A 15,920-nucleotide genomic window follows, 5' to 3' on the forward strand; every position below is an offset into this window, starting at 1 on the left:
CTCGCTCACTCCTCGACGGCCTCCGCATCGACCCGATCCGCATGGCCGACGGCTACTACCTGGCCGCGAACGGCAGCGTCGCCGCAAAGCCCTACACCCTGCTGCGCCAGGCCCTGGAACGCAGCTCGAAGGTCGCCATCGCCAAGTTCGCGTGGCACGGGCGGGAGCGTCTGGGCGTGCTGCGGGTCGTGGACGACGTGATCGTGCTGCACTCGATGAAGTGGCCTGATGAAGTCCGCCGGCCTGAGGACGCAGGCAGGGCGCCTGAGGCAGAGGTGAGCGATGTCGAGATCGACGCGGCTGTTGAGCGGAAGCTTCACAGGTTGCGCATGGACCGCATCCTGGTTCGTCCCCGGCAAGGCAATCAAGGCGATCGGAGATGCAATACGCGCCGTCGACGCCTCGATGCGTACGGGCATCGGAGTCCGGGACGCGCTCACGGCTCTGAAGGCACTGGATCTGGACGCTGCGGCCCTCGCCAAGCTTGAGGACACCGTCCACGTCTACGAAGACATCCTCACCGCCTGCAAGACCAACAGCTTCCCCGGCGAAACCCAGGTGTTGCTGGCTGACGGCACGCACAGACCGATCCGTGACATCCACATCGGTGACCTGGTTATGGCCACCGATCCCAGCACAGGCCGCAATGCCCCGGAACCGATCACTGACACCTGCCGACACGGCACCGACCACCTGGTCGACATCGTTATGACCGACGGGTCCTCCCTGACCAGCACGACCGGGCACCGTCTGTACGTAGTGGGGCGCGGCTGGACCCGAGTATCGGGTCTGAGCACAGGCGTACGACTTCGCACCCAGGACGGAACGGTGCAGACGGTGACCGGGCTCCACGACCGGCCCGGGCTGGCACCGCAGGAGGTCTTCGGCCTGACGGTCGGCGGTCTGCACACGTTCTATGTCAGCTCTGAGGGTGCACAGCGGCGGGAGGTGCTGGTGCACAACTGCACCAACATCGTGGCCGATGAGGGCATCGAGGGGGCGCATACCCTCCGTGACCACGTGGTTCGTACTGACAAGCAGATGGCGGATGACGCCATCGTGAAGGGGATCGCAACGAGGTGGAACGACGAGGCGACAGCCGCACAATCACAAACCGACCAAATTCGTCGTGTACACGTCCTACCTGCAGTGAGGAAGAATCCCGATGGAGCAGGGCATGAAGCAGGACGAAGAGAGCGATGCGGAGGGGTACGAAGAGTTCATCCTGGATATCGGGCTGAGCTGGATGGCGTCGAAGTCCGAGTACCCGGCGTGGCTTTCCGAGGAGGACTTCAACCAGTTTGTCCCCAAGGGCGGGCCGGTAGACGTACAACTCAGCATCGTGGACGAATCCATTACCGAGTTCGAACGCACGGCTGGTATGCAGATCGGCGAGGACGTACGGCGGCTACTGGACTCGGAATTGCCGGATGAGGTGATCCGCACTGTGTGGCTCGGCGTCACGAAGTCGTACTTCGACCCCGCGAAGCATGGGATGACCGGACGAGACTGGATGCGCCGGATCGAAATGGTATGGACCGCCAGTGCGCGCCGGCTGGACGCGGCGTTCGTCCCGCCCCCACCGCACCCGGTGACCGATGCCGGTCTACGAAGCGCTGTTCTGGACCAGATCCGTCCTGTCGCGGATGAGCTGGAGCAGGCGGCCTCGAAGCGCTCTGTGCCGGGTGTGGTGCCTGCGCTGCAGCAGGTCGTCAGCGAAGCCTGCGCGGACCTCGGATACCGGCTGTTCCTGAGGGCTATGAAGGCGTACTCCGTGGAGGTCAGCGAAGAACGCTGCGAGATGTTCCTCGCTCTTGGTGAACGTTTCGGGTACCCGGAGTTCCTCGTCGACGACAATCTCAACGTCAGAGTCGACTGAGCTCTACAACAGGCCCTGCTGAAGCTGTTCTGTGCACAATCCGGCTTCGGCGGGGCCTGTTCAGCTCGCACTTTGGTCGTCGTCTTGCCTGCCACCGTGGGTGCCGTTGAGCCATACGATCATGGAAACCACGCTAACGCTGGACGGGTGAACGGCGGTCGCCGTCCACGGACGGCGGGCCGGGAATACTGTCGCGGGCATGGCCGAACCCGATACCCACCATGTTCACCGTCCCCGCGATTCCCGCGATTCCCGCGATGCCTGCCGTGCGATCCGTGCGATCCGTGCGACCCGGGAGGCTTACGACGCTGCGGCCCCCACCTATGCGGAGCTGTTCCGCGACACGCTGCGGGACAGCCCTCTGGACCGCGCGTTCCTGAATGCCTTCGCCGAGGCCGTCGGCGCGCAGGGAGAAGGCAGGGTGGCTGATGTGGGGTGTGGGCCTGGCCATGTCACCTCGTATCTGAGTGAGTTGGGGCTGGCCGCGTTCGGTGTCGATGCCTCTCCGGTGATGATCGGGTTGGCCCGGCAGGCTTATCCGGACCTGCGGTTCGACGTGGGCTCGATGGCAGCCCTGAACATCGCTGACGGTGCGCTGGGCGGCGTACTGTCGCGGTGGTCCATCATTCACACCCCGCCCCATGAACTTCCCGCTGTCGTGCGGGAGTTCCACCGCGTGCTGGCGCCCGGCGGCCACCTCCTGATCGGCTTCTCGGCCGGCGACGATCCGGCCGGCCCGCCGCAGGTCTTCGATCACGCGGTCGCGCCGGCGTACCGCTGGTCGCCGGACCAGCTGGCCGCGATGCTGCGCGAGGCCGGGTTGGCCGAGGTGGCCCGGATGGTTCGCGCGCCTCAGCCGACCGACCGGCGGCAGTTCCAGGAGATCCACCTCCTCGCCCGCAAGGCTCAGCAGGGCGCTGCCCGGCCGGGTGCCTGACCGCGGCGGATCAGAGGTGGAGTTCGGGCGGGAAGCCGGTCCAGCGCAGCTCTTCGGGCAGGTGCCGCATGTCGTTGTAGAAGAGCACGGCGGACGGCTTGCCGGGTGTGTAGCGGAGGACCGTCAGAGCCGCGTTGCTGTGGTTGATGCCCAGCCAGCGCCACTGGGGTGCGTCGAGGGCGGCCCGGATGAGCCAGCCGATGAGGAAGTTGTGCGTGACGACCAGCTCATGGCGGGGACCGTCACCGTCGGCCGGGCCGGTGAATTCCGCGACCGCTCGCCGGGCCAGCGCCGGACCGCCGTTGCGCTCCTCGTCCGAGAACTGCGCGAGGAAACCGAGCAGGGCATCGGCCGAATCCGGCGGCAGCTCATCCTTCGTGGGCAGGTAGGGGATGTAGTCACCGGCCGGTTCCGACTGGTGCAGCGGGACGCCGTCGAGCTGCGCGCCGATCAGCTGGGCCGTCTGCCGCGCCCGGGGGAGCGGCCCGTGGTGGATCGCCGAGAGCGGGGCACTCCGGAGCCGTTCCCCGAGCAGAACGGCCTGACGCCGGCCGCTGGCCGTCAGGGTGGTCTCATCCGCCGAGGCTTCGCCGTGCCGGGCGAGGTAGAGGCATCGGGTGGCTTTCTCTGTATCTGTATCTCTGTCTGTCATGTCCCCGGCTCTGTCGTGTTCAGCGGATCGGCGATCGGCGATCCGTGATCTGTATCGCGTATGTCAGGGACGGACGCCGAGGCACTCCTGCGTGGTTCCGTCGCGGTGCGGGTGCCCTGTGCCGGCCGGACTCTTCACCGGCTCATCGGCTGTCGATGCCTCAGCTCCACGACGTCGGCGACCACGCAGCTGACGTTGTCGGGACCTCCGTAGCCATTGGCGAGGGCGACGAGTTCGCGTACGGCCTGTTCCGGATCCCGTACATCGGCGAGCACTTGGCGAATTTCCGTGGCCTGGACGACGGTCGACAGGCCGTCGGAGCAGAGCAGGTAACGGTCTCCGTGCTGAGCGTCGTGCAGGCGCATATCTGTGGTGCAGTCGGCCGCTCCATGGCCGAGGGCGCGTATCAGCAGTGCCCGCTGGGGGTGGGAGACGGCTTCCTCCGGGGTGAGGCGGCCTTCGTCGACCATCGACTGCACCATGGTGTGGTCGTGGGTGATCTGGAACAGCTCTCCGTCGCGCAGAAGGCAGACGCGGGAGTCGCCGATGTGGACGAGAGCCAGCTGTGACCCCGTCCAGAGCATGGCGGTGAGCGTGGTCCCGTCCGCTGCGGAGCCGGAGCCGGAGCCGGAGGCGGATCCGGTCCGGGTGATGTCGTGCACGGCCCGCCTGGCCTGCTCGACCGCTTCCTCCAGGACGTTGAGGAGACCGCCCTCCGCGATGGTGCCGGTTTCGAGGTGCTTGAGCGCGTCGACGGCGGCCGCGCTGGCGGGGGCCCCTTGGGCACCGCAGCCGTCGGCGACGGCGAGCAGACGAGGACCCGCGTAGGCGGTGTCCTGATTGCTCTCGCGGACAAGGCCCGTGTCGGAAAGGGCGGCGTAGCGGAGGCCCAGGGGTCTGGTGGTCGGAGACATGGCGGGGTCCTTCCGGGACAGATGGTCGATGAGGAAGGAAGCGAGGTCCCGCCGAGCTGCGGTGTCGGCCTCGGCTTGGGCCCAGAACGACCGGATCTCCTGGGCCGCCGGGTCCGGCTCCAGCGTGGAGACGTACTGGATACGGGCCAGAGGCATCCCCAGCCGCCGGAGCCAGGCGACCAGGCGGGCCTGGTCGAGCTGGGCCGGCGCGTAGAAGCGATAGCCGCTCACCGGGTCGACGCGGGCCGGGGTCAGCAGGCCGAGCTCGTCGTAAAGACGCAGCGCCTTCGGCGACAGACGGGACGCCTTCGCGAAGGCCCCGATGGTCAGCAGCCCCATGAGCGCTCCCTGTTCCTCCTCATGCCGAGCATGTCGCCCGGCCCCACCGATGCTGTGGCTTTCCCCAAGGTGAAGGTCAACTGCCGGGTAGCCGACTGTTCGTCCGACTGAGGGAGTGCCTGGTCGGCCGGCGCGCGGACAGTCGGTGCACACAGGCAGTCCACCGGTGTACGCACCGGACTGGTCGTGCGTGGACGTGCGTATCGACAGGCACCGCTGCACCAACTGCATCAGCTCGGAAGTACCAGCAGACTCGGCCGAGAGGATATGCGCCGGCGCTGCTCGCCACCTGTCCGCGAAGGCGTCGACCGACGCGGCGATCCCCCTGGGCGATCGCCCAGGGCCTGCGTCAGCTGCGGCGCGTGAGTCCGTCGAGGATCAGCCCGATGGTGAAGTCGAAGCGTTCGTGGTCGGCTCCCGCGGTGAGTTCGGCGGCGTAGCGCTTGGTCTGCGGGAATGTGTCGGGCAGCTCGGCGTACCGCTGCAGCATGTCGTCGCGGCCGCCGGGCCACTCGTCGCCGCTGCGGCCGAGCAGGGAGAGCTCCAGGGTGTAGGAGCTGATGTAGAGCGACAGGGCGTCCATGCCCCAGGCGGCCCTCTGCGGAGCCACGCCGCCCGCGAGCAGAAGGGCGAGCATGCATTCGGCGAGGCGCAGTGTGTCGTTGTTCGTGGGCGCGGCCGCGAGGGCGGCCCGGGAGATGCCCGGGTAGCGCAGGTACTGGTCGCGCAGGCGGGCGCAGACGCCGGTGAGTTGCTCGCGCCAGGTGGCGGGGTCCGGCTGGGGCAGGGCGAGTTCGGCGCACAGCCGGCCGATGAGCAGCTCGTCCAGGTCGTCCTTGTTGACGACGTGGGCGTACAGCGACGCGGATCCGGTGTCCAGGGCGGCTGCCACGCGGCGCATGGTCAGCGCTGGATAGCCCTCCCGCGCCACGATGTCGAGCGCGGCCTCGATGATCGCGTCAACCGTGATCGGTTTCGTGCGCCGACCCCGCTTCGGGCCCGCTTCGGACACGGGCTGGTGGTGCCGCGCGGCGCGCCGCTGCTGAGGGGTTGGTGCCATGCCCCGACCGTACCCGCCGGACGAACCACGTTCCACTTCAACGAGCAGTGATCGTGTTAGTACGAGCGGTGCTCTAGTATGGATTGGCGTTCGCTTGTCAGGCGCCAGAGCACCGTCGGAGCGCCGCGTGTCTGCTGCAAGTCGCCCCAGCAACGAAAGGTGTGCGTAATGGCCACCAGGACCGCCCTGATCACCGGAGCGAGCCGCCCGGCCGGGCTGGGCTTCGCCGTCGCCCGCGACCTGGCCGAGTGCGGCTACCACGTGTTCCTCACCGCCCGTGACCAGGCCGCTGCTGAGCCGCTGGCCGCCCAGCTCCGCCAGGACGGGCACGCGGCCACTGCCCTGCGGCTGGACCTGTCCGACCACGCCGCCGTGGATGAAGTGGCCGGCTGGCTCGCTGAGACCTCCGGCCGCCTGGACGTCCTGGTCAACAACGCCAGCGTGATGCCCGACTTCCGAGTTCTCGACGCGCTGGACGCCGACATGGACGCCCTGCGCATGGCGATGGAGGTCTCCGTGATCGGCCCGTGGGCGCTGACCCAGGCGCTGCTGCCGCTGCTCAAGGCAGCACCCGCCGCCCGGATCGTGAACGTCTCCAGCCTGTCGGCCCAGCAGATCGCCACCGGGCTCGACCTCGGGGCGCCCCTGCGTTCCCCGGCGTACTCGATCGCCAAGTACATGCTCAATGCCCTGACCACGGTCATCGCCCGGGCCCTGGCCGACACCCCGATCCTCGTGAACGCCGTCGATCCCGGCAGCACCGCCACCCACCCCGAACGCGGCGACGACGCAAGCGACCGCTCGGCTGCCGAAAGCGCCCGCGACATTGTCAAGGCCGCCACTCTCGGCGCCGACGGACCCACCGGACAGCTCTTCTGCAACGGACAGCCGACTGCCTGATGTCCTGTCCCAAATAGCTGTGGGCAGGGCGAGGTTCTGACCTGCGGTGTCTACGGTTGAGTGGGACAGGTCGGCCGTCGATGTCCCGCTCAACTGTAGGCAGCCGCCTCTAGGGTGCTCATCGCGGAAGTCCACTGGTCGGCGCGGAGGTGCCGGGCCCGCCGAGGCCCGGCGTAAGAAGTCGGGGAACTTTCCCCGCTTGCAAGTTCTCTTCCCCGTTTCCCTGGGGCGTCGCCGAGTTCACCAGTCTGTTCCGCCCGGCGACGCCCGACGTTTGCGGCGGTCAGGCCGTACGGGAGCGGGCAGAGGTGATCACGACGGATGTGTAGGGCATGGTGGCGTGGCCGCCGAGCATGTCGATCGCAGTCCCGGCGCTGTCCAGGACCTCCGCCATTGTGTCCGCGGAGAGTTGGGTGAGGCCGCCGAAGGTAGGGAGCTGGTCGATCCACTCCTCTCGGGAGTAGGTGTGCTCCCAGGTGAAGCGCCACTGTTCCGGCTCGCTGAACCTGCCGGTCTGCCGGATGCCGTCGGCGATCTTCGCGAACAGTGGCTGGTAGGCGTCCACGGCCGATCCTCTGAGCAGGCCGGGGTTGAACGGGGAATCGGGGGCGACCCGTTGGAGTGTTTCGGCGAGGGCGTCGATCACCTCGGCCGGGAGTTGGGGGACGTGGTGGAAGGGCGCGAGTCGGCCGCCGGGCCGGAGCACCTGGGCCGCCTTGGCCGCACCGGCGACGGGGTCCACCCAGTGCCAGGCGGTGCCGGCGATGACCGCGTCGAACTGCCGCCCTGCCGGCTGCCAGTCCTCGAACCTGGCGACCTCGACCTCGACATGGCTGCGTCGCGCGAAGGCGGCCATCCGCTCGTCGGGCTCGACACCGAGCACGGTGCAGCCGGCTGTCCGGAATTGCCGGGCCTCGATGCCGGTCCCGGCTCCGACGTCGAGGACGTGCCGGCCGGGGCTTGCCGCGACGATCCTGTCCACCAGGGGCTGGGGATACGGCGGTCGGGCGCGGTCGTAGCGTTCAGCGTCCGTCCCGAACGACTCGGCCGTCTGCCGGTGGCGGTGGGGCTCGGGGCCGGACTCGTCCGGCTGTCCGTGCGATAAAGTGGGCATGCGCCCACATTAATGGGCGGACGCCCACTTATTAAGGCGGGGCGGCGCGGAAAGGGAGACAATGCCGTCAGGAGTGCACATCCGCAACGTGCGCGGCCAGTTGTTCGAAGCCGCCGAGCGCGTCCTGCTTCGGGACGGGCCCGACGCGTTGACCAGCCGGGCGGTCACGGAGGAGGCGAAGTGTGCCAAGGGTGTGCTGCACCGGCACTTCACCGACTTCGACGCTTTCCTGGCGGAACTGGTCCTCGACCGCGTCCGCGGCATCGAGGACCGGACCACGACTCTGCGTGCGGCCGCCGGCACCGGGAGCGTGGTGGACAATCTCTCCGACGCGCTGCAGGACCTGTTCGGGCCGGTCACGGTGGCGATTGTCGCGCTCATCACCTTCCGTGACGGCCTCCGCGCCCGGTTGCGCGAGGCCGGTCTGACCGGCATCCCGCTGGCCGTGCAGGGCGCCGCCATGATGGCCGCATACCTCACTGCCGAGCGGGAGCTGGGGCGTCTGGCCGGTGACGCCGACATCGACACGCTCGCCCCCACCCTCGTCGGGGCTGGGCACCTGCTGTTCGCCGACCGGACAAGCGCCCCACCGCAGCCCGCTGCCGTCCGCAAGATGGTGACCACCGTCATCGCCGGCGCCTTGCGACCACCCCAGTCGTGACCTGAGCGCCCAGGTCACATGTCGCCCCGCCCACCCCTGCCCCCCCCGATCTGGTAGGCCTCCGACTCGTATCCCACATGGCCACCGCAGGTCGCCGACCAGTACCAGCCGCACCAGTTGCCCTGACCTCGGAAGGCCGGGAACCGGCGCTCAGGCCGTACGGACTCGAACGGGAACGGCCACAGGTGTCTGAAGGCTCCCTGCCCACGGATGCCGACCGCATTGACGTACTCCAGCTACTGCTGCCCTGCCGCGCCATCAGGAAGCCGGTCAGGGCCGTCAGCACCCAGCCGCTGTCGTAGGCAATCATGAGCTGCGTGTAGGTGCGCATCGACCGGCTGCGCGTGTATCTGATTTCGATGCGACTTGACTGACGCAGGGCATCCCTGCGATCCCGGGATCGCGGCGTCCGTGACCGCTCTCCTGCCGACCTCCCCTGGTGGCACTGCCAGACCGCAGCTGACCTTGAGGTCCTCCGGGGACAGCTACCGATCGACGTCGACGGGAAATCCACGCATCTGCAGCCGGGCCTTCAGGAACTCCATCTCCGACAGCGTCCCCACCAGGCCATCGTGGGTCAGCTCCTCGACCAGTTCACGAGCCCGTGACAAGGAGGCCGCTGAAATCTCTCGAAAGATCTTCAACGCTGGGACGAGACTGGGAACCGAACCGACCAACCGCAGCCTGACGGACCCATGCGCTGCGAGGAGAGCCACACGTACATCATCAGGTGCTGGTCCCGGACCAGCGTGTTCGCACAGGTAGGTCCCACAGGACCCGCAAGAGAACTCCGAATCCCACCACAACTCATCGTGAAGGATGAACTGGTTCACCTGCCGCACCGCCGTGCTGCCGCACTCGCAAGGCGATGCGATCTTTGCGGTCTGACCAGTCACAAGGGCTCCCCAACGTTCCACTCCGGCGGCAGATCCTCACCGCAGAAGACGCATACGAAGTCCTTTTCCCGCACGATGTTGAGCTCTCGGCAGGAGTGGCATCGGCGAAAGACGACCTCCTGCGTGAATCCGGGCGGTCGATGGATACCGGTCCGATCCAGAGCCTCGGCCACGGCGGGCCATGAGCTGACGTCCGGGCAGTAGCCGGTCGACTGGTTGCTGACCTCCTCGACCACCCATCGCCCGGCTCCTTGCGGAAGCTCATCTCACCTGCGCTCAGAACCTCTCCGCCGGCACACACCACGTGCTCACTTCGGCGCGGAGACAGTCGCAGCACCCCGCCGCCATCGACGACGAACGTGAACGGCTCGGCCAACTCATCCAGGGCCAGCGCCGAGGCCCACTCGCCGAAGTCCGCCGCCGAGCGGATGCTCCGCCCCTCACCACCCGCCCGGACGAGCACCTTCAGCTCAGCCGGACCCACATACCGATACCTCTGCCCCCGTGTCTCCACGCACACCAACCTAGTGGCTCACACAGTCAGGGCCTGGGGGATTTCCGCTCGGCGACTACGGGCGACTGGTGACAGAAACCCCTGCGAAGTGACAGTTATCGCTGCGAGTCACACCCGGCCCACAGGTCAGATGTAACACTTTTGCAAGCGCCTGCTTGCAAAAGTTAGCGACATGGGTGCAGAGTCGTCGTATGGCATCACTCAACGTCGGCAATCTCGGTGGGTACCTGCGCGAGCAGCGGCGCTCCGCGCAGCTCTCCCTGCGCCAGCTTGCCGATGCGGCCGGGGTGTCCAATCCGTATCTGAGTCAGATCGAGCGCGGCCTCCGCAAGCCCAGCGCGGACATCCTCCAGCAGCTGGCCAAGGCATTGCGGATCTCCGCGGAGACCCTGTACGTCCAGGCTGGGATCCTCGATGAGCGGGAGCGGGACGAGCTGGAGACGCGCGCCGTCATTCTGGCCGACCCCTCCATATCCGAGCGCCAGAAGCAGGTGCTGCTCCAGATCTACGACTCCTTCCGCAAGGAGAACGGGCTCGATCCGGACGCGCCCCGCACGGCGGACACCGGCCAGGCGGGCGGCAGTGATGCCGCGCGGCCGCCCCAGCGCGCAGCGCACGGCGAACAACACGTGCACGACGACGTGCATGAACACGTGCATGAAGACGTGCATCAAGAAGTGCAGAACGACGTACGCGGCGTACGAGACGTACGCGACGACCACGAACCGAACTGATCCGGGAGGACCACAGTCATGGCCATCACCGATGACCTGCGTAAGACCCTCACCGACCCGACCCCCCTCTACTTCGCGGCCGGCACGGCCGATCTCGCCGTGCAGCAGGCCAAGAAGGTGCCCGCGCTGCTGGAGAAGTTCCAGGCCGAGGCGCCCGCCCGTATCGACGCGGTGCGCAACACCGACCCCAAGGACGTCCAGGACCGCGTGACCACGCAGGCCAAGGAGGCCCAGGCCAGCGTGACCGCGAAGGTCAATGAGGTGATCGGGGCGTTCGACACCGACCTGAAGAAGCTCGGTGAGACCGCGCAGGATCTGGCGCTGCGCAGTGTGGGCGTGGCCGCGGAGTACGCGGTCCGGGCCCGTGAGACGTACGAGAAGGTCGCCGAGCGCGGCGAGCAGTCCGTGCGGCAGTGGCGGGGCGAGGCCGCCGACGACATCGTCGTGTTCGGCACGGTCGTCGAGCCGGACACCCAGGCCAAGCCGAAGTCAGGCGCGAAGCCGGCCGGCAAGACCACCACGCGGACCGCGCCCAGCAGCAGGACCGCGCCCAGCAGCCGGACCGCGAAGTCCAGGACCGAGGCCAGGACCGGGACCGCCCCGAAGCCGGGTGCGGAGGCCAAGGCCGCGCCCAAGCCGGGCGCCAGGTCCGAGTCGCGGATCGCTCAGCCCCGCGCCGCCGCCAAGCCCGCGTCCGCCTCCACCTCCACGTCCGCGCCCACCTCTGCTGCGGCTTCGAAGTCCGAGGTGAAGGCTGAGGCCAAGCCCGCCACGGCCAGGAAGAGCCCCACCCCGCGCAGCACGGCGGCGAAGAAGAACACGCCGCCTGCCGGTAAGTAGGGCCTCCGGGGAAGTCTGCGAAGCGGGGCATCCGTCCGCAGGGGGCGGATTCGGATGGATCGGGCCGGGCCGGGCACCTCCTGGGTGCCCGGCCCGTTCTCCCGGTAGCTTGGCCGTGTTGATGGCCGGTCGAACAGGCGGTGTTGTGCAGTGTTGATGCAGGGTTTCGCAGGGTTGATGTCGCTGTTGAGTCTGGCGCTGATCCTCTTCAGCGGCTTCGCGGTGGTGGACGCGGCGATCCGCCGGGAGGACGCGTACCGGGCGGCGAGCAAGCAGACGAAGCCGTTCTGGCTGATCATCCTGTCCATCGCGTTCGTGGTGAACTGGCTGTTCTCGATCTTGTCGTTCCTGCCCGTCATCGGGCTGATCGCGACGATCGTCTACATGGTGGATGTGCGTCCCGCGGTCCGGCAGATCTCGGGCGGTGGCGGCCGCGGCCGCAGAGGCGGCGGCTCCAGCAGCGACGGACCATACGGCCCGTACAACGGCGGTCGGTAGCCCTTACGCTCCGATCCCGGCTGCGGTCCCGACTGCGGTCCCGACTGCGATCTCGACTGCCGATCCCGATTACTGCTCCCGGCTGTCGATCCCGCCCCCACCGGCACGTAACGCCCCGGACGCCATGGCATCCGGGGCGTTTCCCGTCCACCCCATCTCCATCCCTGTCCCCGCCCCTGTCCCTATCCCCGCTCCCGCCCCCTGTCCCCGTCCCCGCACCCGCCCCACTCGCTGGTCGCGGCGGGCCGGGGCCTACAGGTTCGTACCCCGCCGGCGCTCCAGCAGCAGTACCGCCACGTCGTCGGTCAGTTCGCCGCCGTTGAGGTCGCGGACCTCCGCCACCGCGGCCTCCAGCAGGCTCTCGCCGCGCAGCCCCGCCGTCAGCTGGCGGTCGATCATCCCGACCATGCCCTCCTGGCCGAGCCGTTGCGTCCCCTGGCCGACCCGGCCCTCGATCAGGCCGTCCGTGTACATCAACAGGTTCCAGGCGGAGCCGAGTTCGACCTGGCGCCGGGGCCAGCGTGCCTGCGGGAGCAGCCCGAGTGCGGGGCCGCCGTTCTCCTGGGGGAGGAGCCGCGCGGTCCCGCCGTCGTGGGAGATCAGCGGGGCGGGGTGCCCGGCCAGGCAGAGCCCGGCGCGGCGGCCGTCCGGGGCGATGTCGACCGTGCAGAGCGTCGCGAACAGTTCCTCGCTCTCCCGCTCGTGCTCCAGCACCCGCTGCAGCGTCGAGAGCAGCTGGTCCCCGCACAGTCCGGCGAACGTCAACGCCCGCCAGGCGATGCGCAGTTCCACCCCCAGCGCGGCTTCGTCGGGGCCGTGCCCGCAGACGTCGCCGATCATCGCGTGCACCGTGCCGTCGGGGGTCCGCACCACGTCGTAGAAGTCGCCGCCGAGCAGCGCGCGTGAGCGGCCCGGCCGGTAGCGCGCGGCGAAGCGCAGGTCCGAGCCTTCGAGGAGCGGCGTCGGGAGCAGGCCGCGCTCCAGACGGGCGTTCTCCTGGGCGCGCAGCCGGGACTCGGCCAGCTTGTAGTGCGCGGTGTCGGCGCGCTTGCGCTCCACGGCGTACCGGACCGCGCGGTTCAGCAGCCTGCCGTCCAGCTCCTCGCGGAGCAGATAGTCCTGCGCCCCGACCCGGACCGCGTCCGCCGCGCTCTCCACATGGCCCGATGTGGCCAGCGCCAGTACGGCATGGCCGGGCGCGAGCTTCAGGACATGGCGGAGTACGGACAGCTCGTCGTCCGCGTCCGCTCCCGGCAGTGCCAGGTCGAGCAGGATGCAGTGCACGTCGTCCGTGAGCAGCCGCTCGGCCTCGGTGAGGTTCCGCGCGGTACGGACGCGTACCCGCGTCCCGGACGCGTCGAGCAGCTCCGGGACCGTGAAAGTGCCCGCTGGATCGTTCTCGATCACCAGCAGCGTCAGGTCGGTGCTGCCGGTGGAGTCCGGTCCCCTGGTCTGGTGGGGCAGAACGGTCTGACCGTTCTCCATCGCTTCGGTTTCCTTCCCTCCCCCCGAGGGCGCGGTGGAGCGCCAGTCGACGCACCACCAGACGGGGACCTTAGCGGTTGGCGGGGCTCCAGTGGAATGGCGCCGGAGAAACCACCGGGGTCATATGCCCACTCCAGGCCCGCATCCGGCGGTTTGGCGGTGTGCCGGTCCATGACGAACGTCACTCGGCCGCCGGGCCTGCCCGGGGTGACGCACGCCACGGAATGGGGGGCGGGGAGGGCCGGAGGGACGACCGGGGGAGCGGGCCGGCGGGCGGCTACCTCTCCGGCGGCCACGTGTCCGGCCGGGCCACACCCAGGATCGGCATCGAGCCCGGGCTACTTGTCCGGCCGGACCACACCCAGGATCGGCATCGAGCCCGCGCCCCCGATCGTGACGTTCCTGCCGGGCCGCGGGGCGTTCACCATCGCTCCGTCGCCTATGTACATCCCGACGTGGGTCGCGTCCGAGAAGTAGATGATGAGGTCCCCGGGGCGCATGTCCTTCACCGGGATGTGCGGCAGCTGCTTCCACTGCTCCTGCGAGGTGCGCGGGATGGGGTCACCGGCCGCGGCCCACGCCTGGGAGGTCAGTCCGGAGCAGTCGTACGACTTCGGTCCTGTGGCGCCCCACACGTACGGCTTGCCGATCTGGTCCGTGGCGAACTTGACGGCCTTCTTGCCCTCGGCGCTCGCCTTGTTGTTGATCTCCTTGAGGATTCCCGAGCTGAGCCAGGCCGTCTGCGCCTTGAACTCCTGCTGCTCCTCAAGCTTCTTGAGCCGCGCCTGTTCCTTCTTGGCCAGGCCCGATTCGAGCTTCTTGGCCGCCTTGATCTTCTGCTCGATATCCTTCTTCTTCTTGGCCTGCTCCTTGCGGTTGGACTCCAGCTTCTGCCACTGGTCGCTCGCGTCCTGGGTGTACGCCGTCAAGTCCTTCTGCGTCCGGTCCATTTCGGCCAGCAGGTTCTTCTGTGCCTGCTGGCCCGCGCGCAGCTGGTCGGCGCCGTCCAGGAAGCTGTCCGGATCGCCGCTGAGCATCAGCTGCGCCGCCGGCGGCAGACCGCTGTCCCGGTACTGGGCGCGGGCCTCGGCACCGGCCTGCTTCTTCAGCGCGGTGATCCTCGACTGGCCCTGGACGATGCGCTGGGCCAGCTTCACGATCTCGGACGACTGCTTCTCGGCCTGCTCCTTGGCCAGGTTGTACGCGTCGGTGGCGGACCCGGCCTGGCGGTAGAGGCCGTCGATCTTCTTCCGGACGGCTTCGAGCCGCTCGGTACTGGAGCTGGAGCTGGAGCCGGAATCAGAGCCGGAGCCGGAACCCGAGCCGGCGGACGCGGATCCCGATGGCCCGGGATCGGCGTACGCGGCAGTCGGCGCGGTCAGCACGGTCAGTGCGCAGACCAGCGGGACTGCGGCGGCAACACAGCGGCGTCGGTTCACGAGCTCCCCCTCCAGAGCTGAAACAGACCTGATTTACCGTCAGTAACTTAGGTGGCGCTGGCGCGATAGTGCCATGCCCCGCACGAATGCGACAGAGGTGTACAACAACTCCCCGGCCCCGCCCGCTCCCCGCGTCACTCCCTGCCTGGTCCGACGAACGGAGTCAGGTCCGAGTTCCCGGCAGGGGCGCCAGCGCCGCCCAGTTCACGGTGATTTCACCCTGTCGCCACCTGCGGACGTCGTCGGCCAGCGGCCAGTCGGCGGAGAGGGAACGCACCGCGGCGATCCAGCGCTGCCGGGCGCCGAGCGAGGCGTACGGGGCGGCCGCCGCCCAGGCGCGGTCGAAGTCGCGTAGAAAGGCGTGCACCGGCTCGCCGGGGACGTTCCGGTGGATCAGCGCCTTCGGCAGCCGCTCCGCCAGGTCGGACGGCTGGCGCAGCGAGCCGAGCCGGGTCGCGAACGTCACCGTGCGCGGCCCGCCGGGCCCGAGCGCGACCCACACATGCCGCCGCCCGATCTCGTCGCAGGTCCCCTCCACCAGCAGTCCGTCCGGGGCGAGCCGCGCGCACAGCCGTTCCCAGACGGCGGCGACCTGCTCCTCGTCGTACTGCCGCAGCACATTGGCCGCCCGGATCAGCGAGGGCCCGCGGCCCTCCAGCGGCACCTCGAAACCGCCGTGCCGGAAGGTGAGCCCCGGCCGCTCGTACGGCTTCGCGGCCGCGACCCGGGCCGGTTCGATCTCGATGCCGACGACCTCGGCGGCGGGCGCGGCCGTCCGCAGCCGCTGGAGGAGTTCCACGGCGGTCCAGGGCGCCGCCCCGTACCCGAGGTCCACCGCCACCGGGTCGGCCGAGCGCCGCAGGGCGGGGCCGTGGACGGCGGCGATCCAGCGGTCCATACGGCGCAGCCGGTTGGGGTTGGTGGTCCCACGGGTCACCGCACCCACCGGACGGGCGGCTGCGGGGCGGCGGGGTGACGACTGGGCCATGTGCAGAGCGTAGGTGAGCGGCGTCAAGGTAATTATTCGGTAAAGCGGAAATGCGGCGGCGCGTCCCGCT

At 68.9% G+C, this 15,920-nt stretch carries 15 protein-coding genes and 3 pseudogenes; 9 read left to right on the forward strand and 9 right to left on the reverse strand.

Annotation, left to right across the window (positions count from 1 at the left end):
- Positions 1-26: 26 nt before the first annotated feature.
- From G3I19_RS37250 to G3I19_RS04560, 4 genes and pseudogenes are all read left to right on the forward strand, one after another.
- Positions 27-308, forward strand: a pseudogene (locus G3I19_RS37250) (Ku protein); the annotation flags it as partial.
- A 97-nt stretch (positions 309-405) separates the two neighbouring features.
- Positions 406-951, forward strand: a pseudogene (locus G3I19_RS38005) (polymorphic toxin-type HINT domain-containing protein); the annotation flags it as partial.
- Between the two features lie 226 nt (positions 952-1,177).
- A complete protein-coding gene (locus G3I19_RS04555; protein ID WP_239073968.1) occupies positions 1,178-1,879 on the forward strand; it encodes a hypothetical protein in 702 nt (233 codons plus the stop codon).
- Between the two features lie 199 nt (positions 1,880-2,078).
- Positions 2,079-2,816: a class I SAM-dependent methyltransferase gene (locus G3I19_RS04560; protein ID WP_164259727.1), complete on the forward strand. Its 738-nt coding sequence runs from the start codon at positions 2,079-2,081 to the stop codon at positions 2,814-2,816.
- Between the two features lie 10 nt (positions 2,817-2,826).
- Here the strand turns inward: G3I19_RS04560 and G3I19_RS04565 are convergent, their stop codons facing one another.
- The 3 genes from G3I19_RS04565 to G3I19_RS04575 form a co-directional block, all read right to left on the reverse strand.
- Positions 2,827-3,468 (reverse strand): histidine phosphatase family protein, encoded by a 642-nt coding sequence (locus G3I19_RS04565; protein WP_164259729.1) that lies wholly within the window; start codon positions 3,466-3,468, stop codon positions 2,827-2,829.
- A gap of 134 nt (positions 3,469-3,602) precedes the next feature.
- Positions 3,603-4,721 (reverse strand): MerR family transcriptional regulator, encoded by a 1,119-nt coding sequence (locus tag G3I19_RS04570; protein WP_164259731.1) that lies wholly within the window; start codon positions 4,719-4,721, stop codon positions 3,603-3,605.
- Between the two features lie 349 nt (positions 4,722-5,070).
- Entirely contained in the window at positions 5,071-5,781 is a 711-nt protein-coding gene (locus tag G3I19_RS04575) for a TetR/AcrR family transcriptional regulator (RefSeq protein WP_164259733.1), read from the reverse strand.
- Between the two features lie 168 nt (positions 5,782-5,949).
- Between G3I19_RS04575 and G3I19_RS04580 the strand changes: the two genes are divergently transcribed.
- Entirely contained in the window at positions 5,950-6,681 is a 732-nt protein-coding gene (locus G3I19_RS04580) for an SDR family NAD(P)-dependent oxidoreductase (RefSeq protein ID WP_164259735.1), read from the forward strand.
- Between the two features lie 283 nt (positions 6,682-6,964).
- Here G3I19_RS04580 and G3I19_RS04585 read toward each other — a convergent pair whose 3' ends face one another.
- Positions 6,965-7,795: a class I SAM-dependent methyltransferase gene (locus tag G3I19_RS04585; RefSeq protein WP_164259737.1), complete on the reverse strand. Its 831-nt coding sequence runs from the start codon at positions 7,793-7,795 to the stop codon at positions 6,965-6,967.
- A 61-nt stretch (positions 7,796-7,856) separates the two neighbouring features.
- On the opposite strand from G3I19_RS04585, the gene G3I19_RS04590 reads away from it, so the two are divergent.
- Positions 7,857-8,456 (forward strand): helix-turn-helix domain-containing protein, encoded by a 600-nt coding sequence (locus G3I19_RS04590; protein WP_203599174.1) that lies wholly within the window; start codon positions 7,857-7,859, stop codon positions 8,454-8,456.
- Positions 8,457-8,941: 485 nt separating this feature from the next.
- On the opposite strand, the gene G3I19_RS38010 is transcribed toward G3I19_RS04590, so the two are convergent.
- Positions 8,942-9,067: a hypothetical protein gene (locus G3I19_RS38010; protein ID WP_275402690.1), complete on the reverse strand. Its 126-nt coding sequence runs from the start codon at positions 9,065-9,067 to the stop codon at positions 8,942-8,944.
- A 281-nt stretch (positions 9,068-9,348) separates the two neighbouring features.
- A pseudogene (locus G3I19_RS04595) lies at positions 9,349-9,866 on the reverse strand (hypothetical protein).
- A gap of 191 nt (positions 9,867-10,057) precedes the next feature.
- Here G3I19_RS04595 and G3I19_RS37260 point away from each other — a divergent pair.
- The 3 genes from G3I19_RS37260 (at position 10,058) to G3I19_RS04610 (ending at position 11,938) form a co-directional block, all read left to right on the forward strand.
- Entirely contained in the window at positions 10,058-10,600 is a 543-nt protein-coding gene (locus G3I19_RS37260) for a helix-turn-helix transcriptional regulator (RefSeq protein WP_239073961.1), read from the forward strand.
- Between the two features lie 18 nt (positions 10,601-10,618).
- Positions 10,619-11,440: a hypothetical protein gene (locus G3I19_RS04605; RefSeq protein ID WP_164259739.1), complete on the forward strand. Its 822-nt coding sequence runs from the start codon at positions 10,619-10,621 to the stop codon at positions 11,438-11,440.
- A gap of 150 nt (positions 11,441-11,590) precedes the next feature.
- A complete protein-coding gene (locus tag G3I19_RS04610) occupies positions 11,591-11,938 on the forward strand; it encodes a DUF2516 family protein (protein WP_164259741.1) in 348 nt (115 codons plus the stop codon).
- 252 nt (positions 11,939-12,190) lie between these two features.
- Here the strand turns inward: G3I19_RS04610 and G3I19_RS04615 are convergent, their stop codons facing one another.
- From G3I19_RS04615 to G3I19_RS04625, 3 genes are all read right to left on the reverse strand, one after another.
- Positions 12,191-13,423 (reverse strand): fused response regulator/phosphatase, encoded by a 1,233-nt coding sequence (locus G3I19_RS04615; protein WP_164259743.1) that lies wholly within the window; start codon positions 13,421-13,423, stop codon positions 12,191-12,193.
- Positions 13,424-13,761: 338 nt separating this feature from the next.
- On the reverse strand, positions 13,762-14,862 hold the full coding sequence (locus G3I19_RS04620) for a C40 family peptidase (RefSeq protein ID WP_164259745.1): 1,101 nt from the start codon (positions 14,860-14,862) through the stop codon (positions 13,762-13,764).
- Between the two features lie 163 nt (positions 14,863-15,025).
- A complete protein-coding gene (locus G3I19_RS04625; protein WP_164259747.1) occupies positions 15,026-15,850 on the reverse strand; it encodes a class I SAM-dependent methyltransferase in 825 nt (274 codons plus the stop codon).
- Positions 15,851-15,920 lie beyond the last annotated feature (70 nt).

Origin of the sequence: Streptomyces sp. SID10853, from assembly GCF_010548145.1 — a bacterium.
Classification (GTDB): domain Bacteria; phylum Actinomycetota; class Actinomycetes; order Streptomycetales; family Streptomycetaceae; genus Streptomyces.

Excerpts from the sequence above, each read along its gene's own strand:
- G3I19_RS04555 (WP_239073968.1), top strand. The coding sequence starts at position 1,178 with ATGAAGCAGGACGAAGAGAGCGATGCGGAGGGGTACGAAGAGTTCATC.
- G3I19_RS04560 (WP_164259727.1), top strand. The coding sequence starts at position 2,079 with ATGGCCGAACCCGATACCCACCATGTTCACCGTCCCCGCGATTCCCGC.
- G3I19_RS04565 (WP_164259729.1), bottom strand. The coding sequence starts at position 3,468 with ATGACAGACAGAGATACAGATACAGAGAAAGCCACCCGATGCCTCTAC.
- G3I19_RS04570 (WP_164259731.1), bottom strand. The coding sequence starts at position 4,721 with ATGGGGCTGCTGACCATCGGGGCCTTCGCGAAGGCGTCCCGTCTGTCG.
- G3I19_RS04575 (WP_164259733.1), bottom strand. The coding sequence starts at position 5,781 with ATGGCACCAACCCCTCAGCAGCGGCGCGCCGCGCGGCACCACCAGCCC.
- G3I19_RS04580 (WP_164259735.1), top strand. The coding sequence starts at position 5,950 with ATGGCCACCAGGACCGCCCTGATCACCGGAGCGAGCCGCCCGGCCGGG.
- G3I19_RS04585 (WP_164259737.1), bottom strand. The coding sequence starts at position 7,795 with ATGCCCACTTTATCGCACGGACAGCCGGACGAGTCCGGCCCCGAGCCC.
- G3I19_RS04590 (WP_203599174.1), top strand. The coding sequence starts at position 7,857 with ATGCCGTCAGGAGTGCACATCCGCAACGTGCGCGGCCAGTTGTTCGAA.
- G3I19_RS37260 (WP_239073961.1), top strand. The coding sequence starts at position 10,058 with ATGGCATCACTCAACGTCGGCAATCTCGGTGGGTACCTGCGCGAGCAG.
- G3I19_RS04605 (WP_164259739.1), top strand. The coding sequence starts at position 10,619 with ATGGCCATCACCGATGACCTGCGTAAGACCCTCACCGACCCGACCCCC.
- G3I19_RS04615 (WP_164259743.1), bottom strand. The coding sequence starts at position 13,423 with ATGGAGAACGGTCAGACCGTTCTGCCCCACCAGACCAGGGGACCGGAC.
- G3I19_RS04625 (WP_164259747.1), bottom strand. The coding sequence starts at position 15,850 with ATGGCCCAGTCGTCACCCCGCCGCCCCGCAGCCGCCCGTCCGGTGGGT.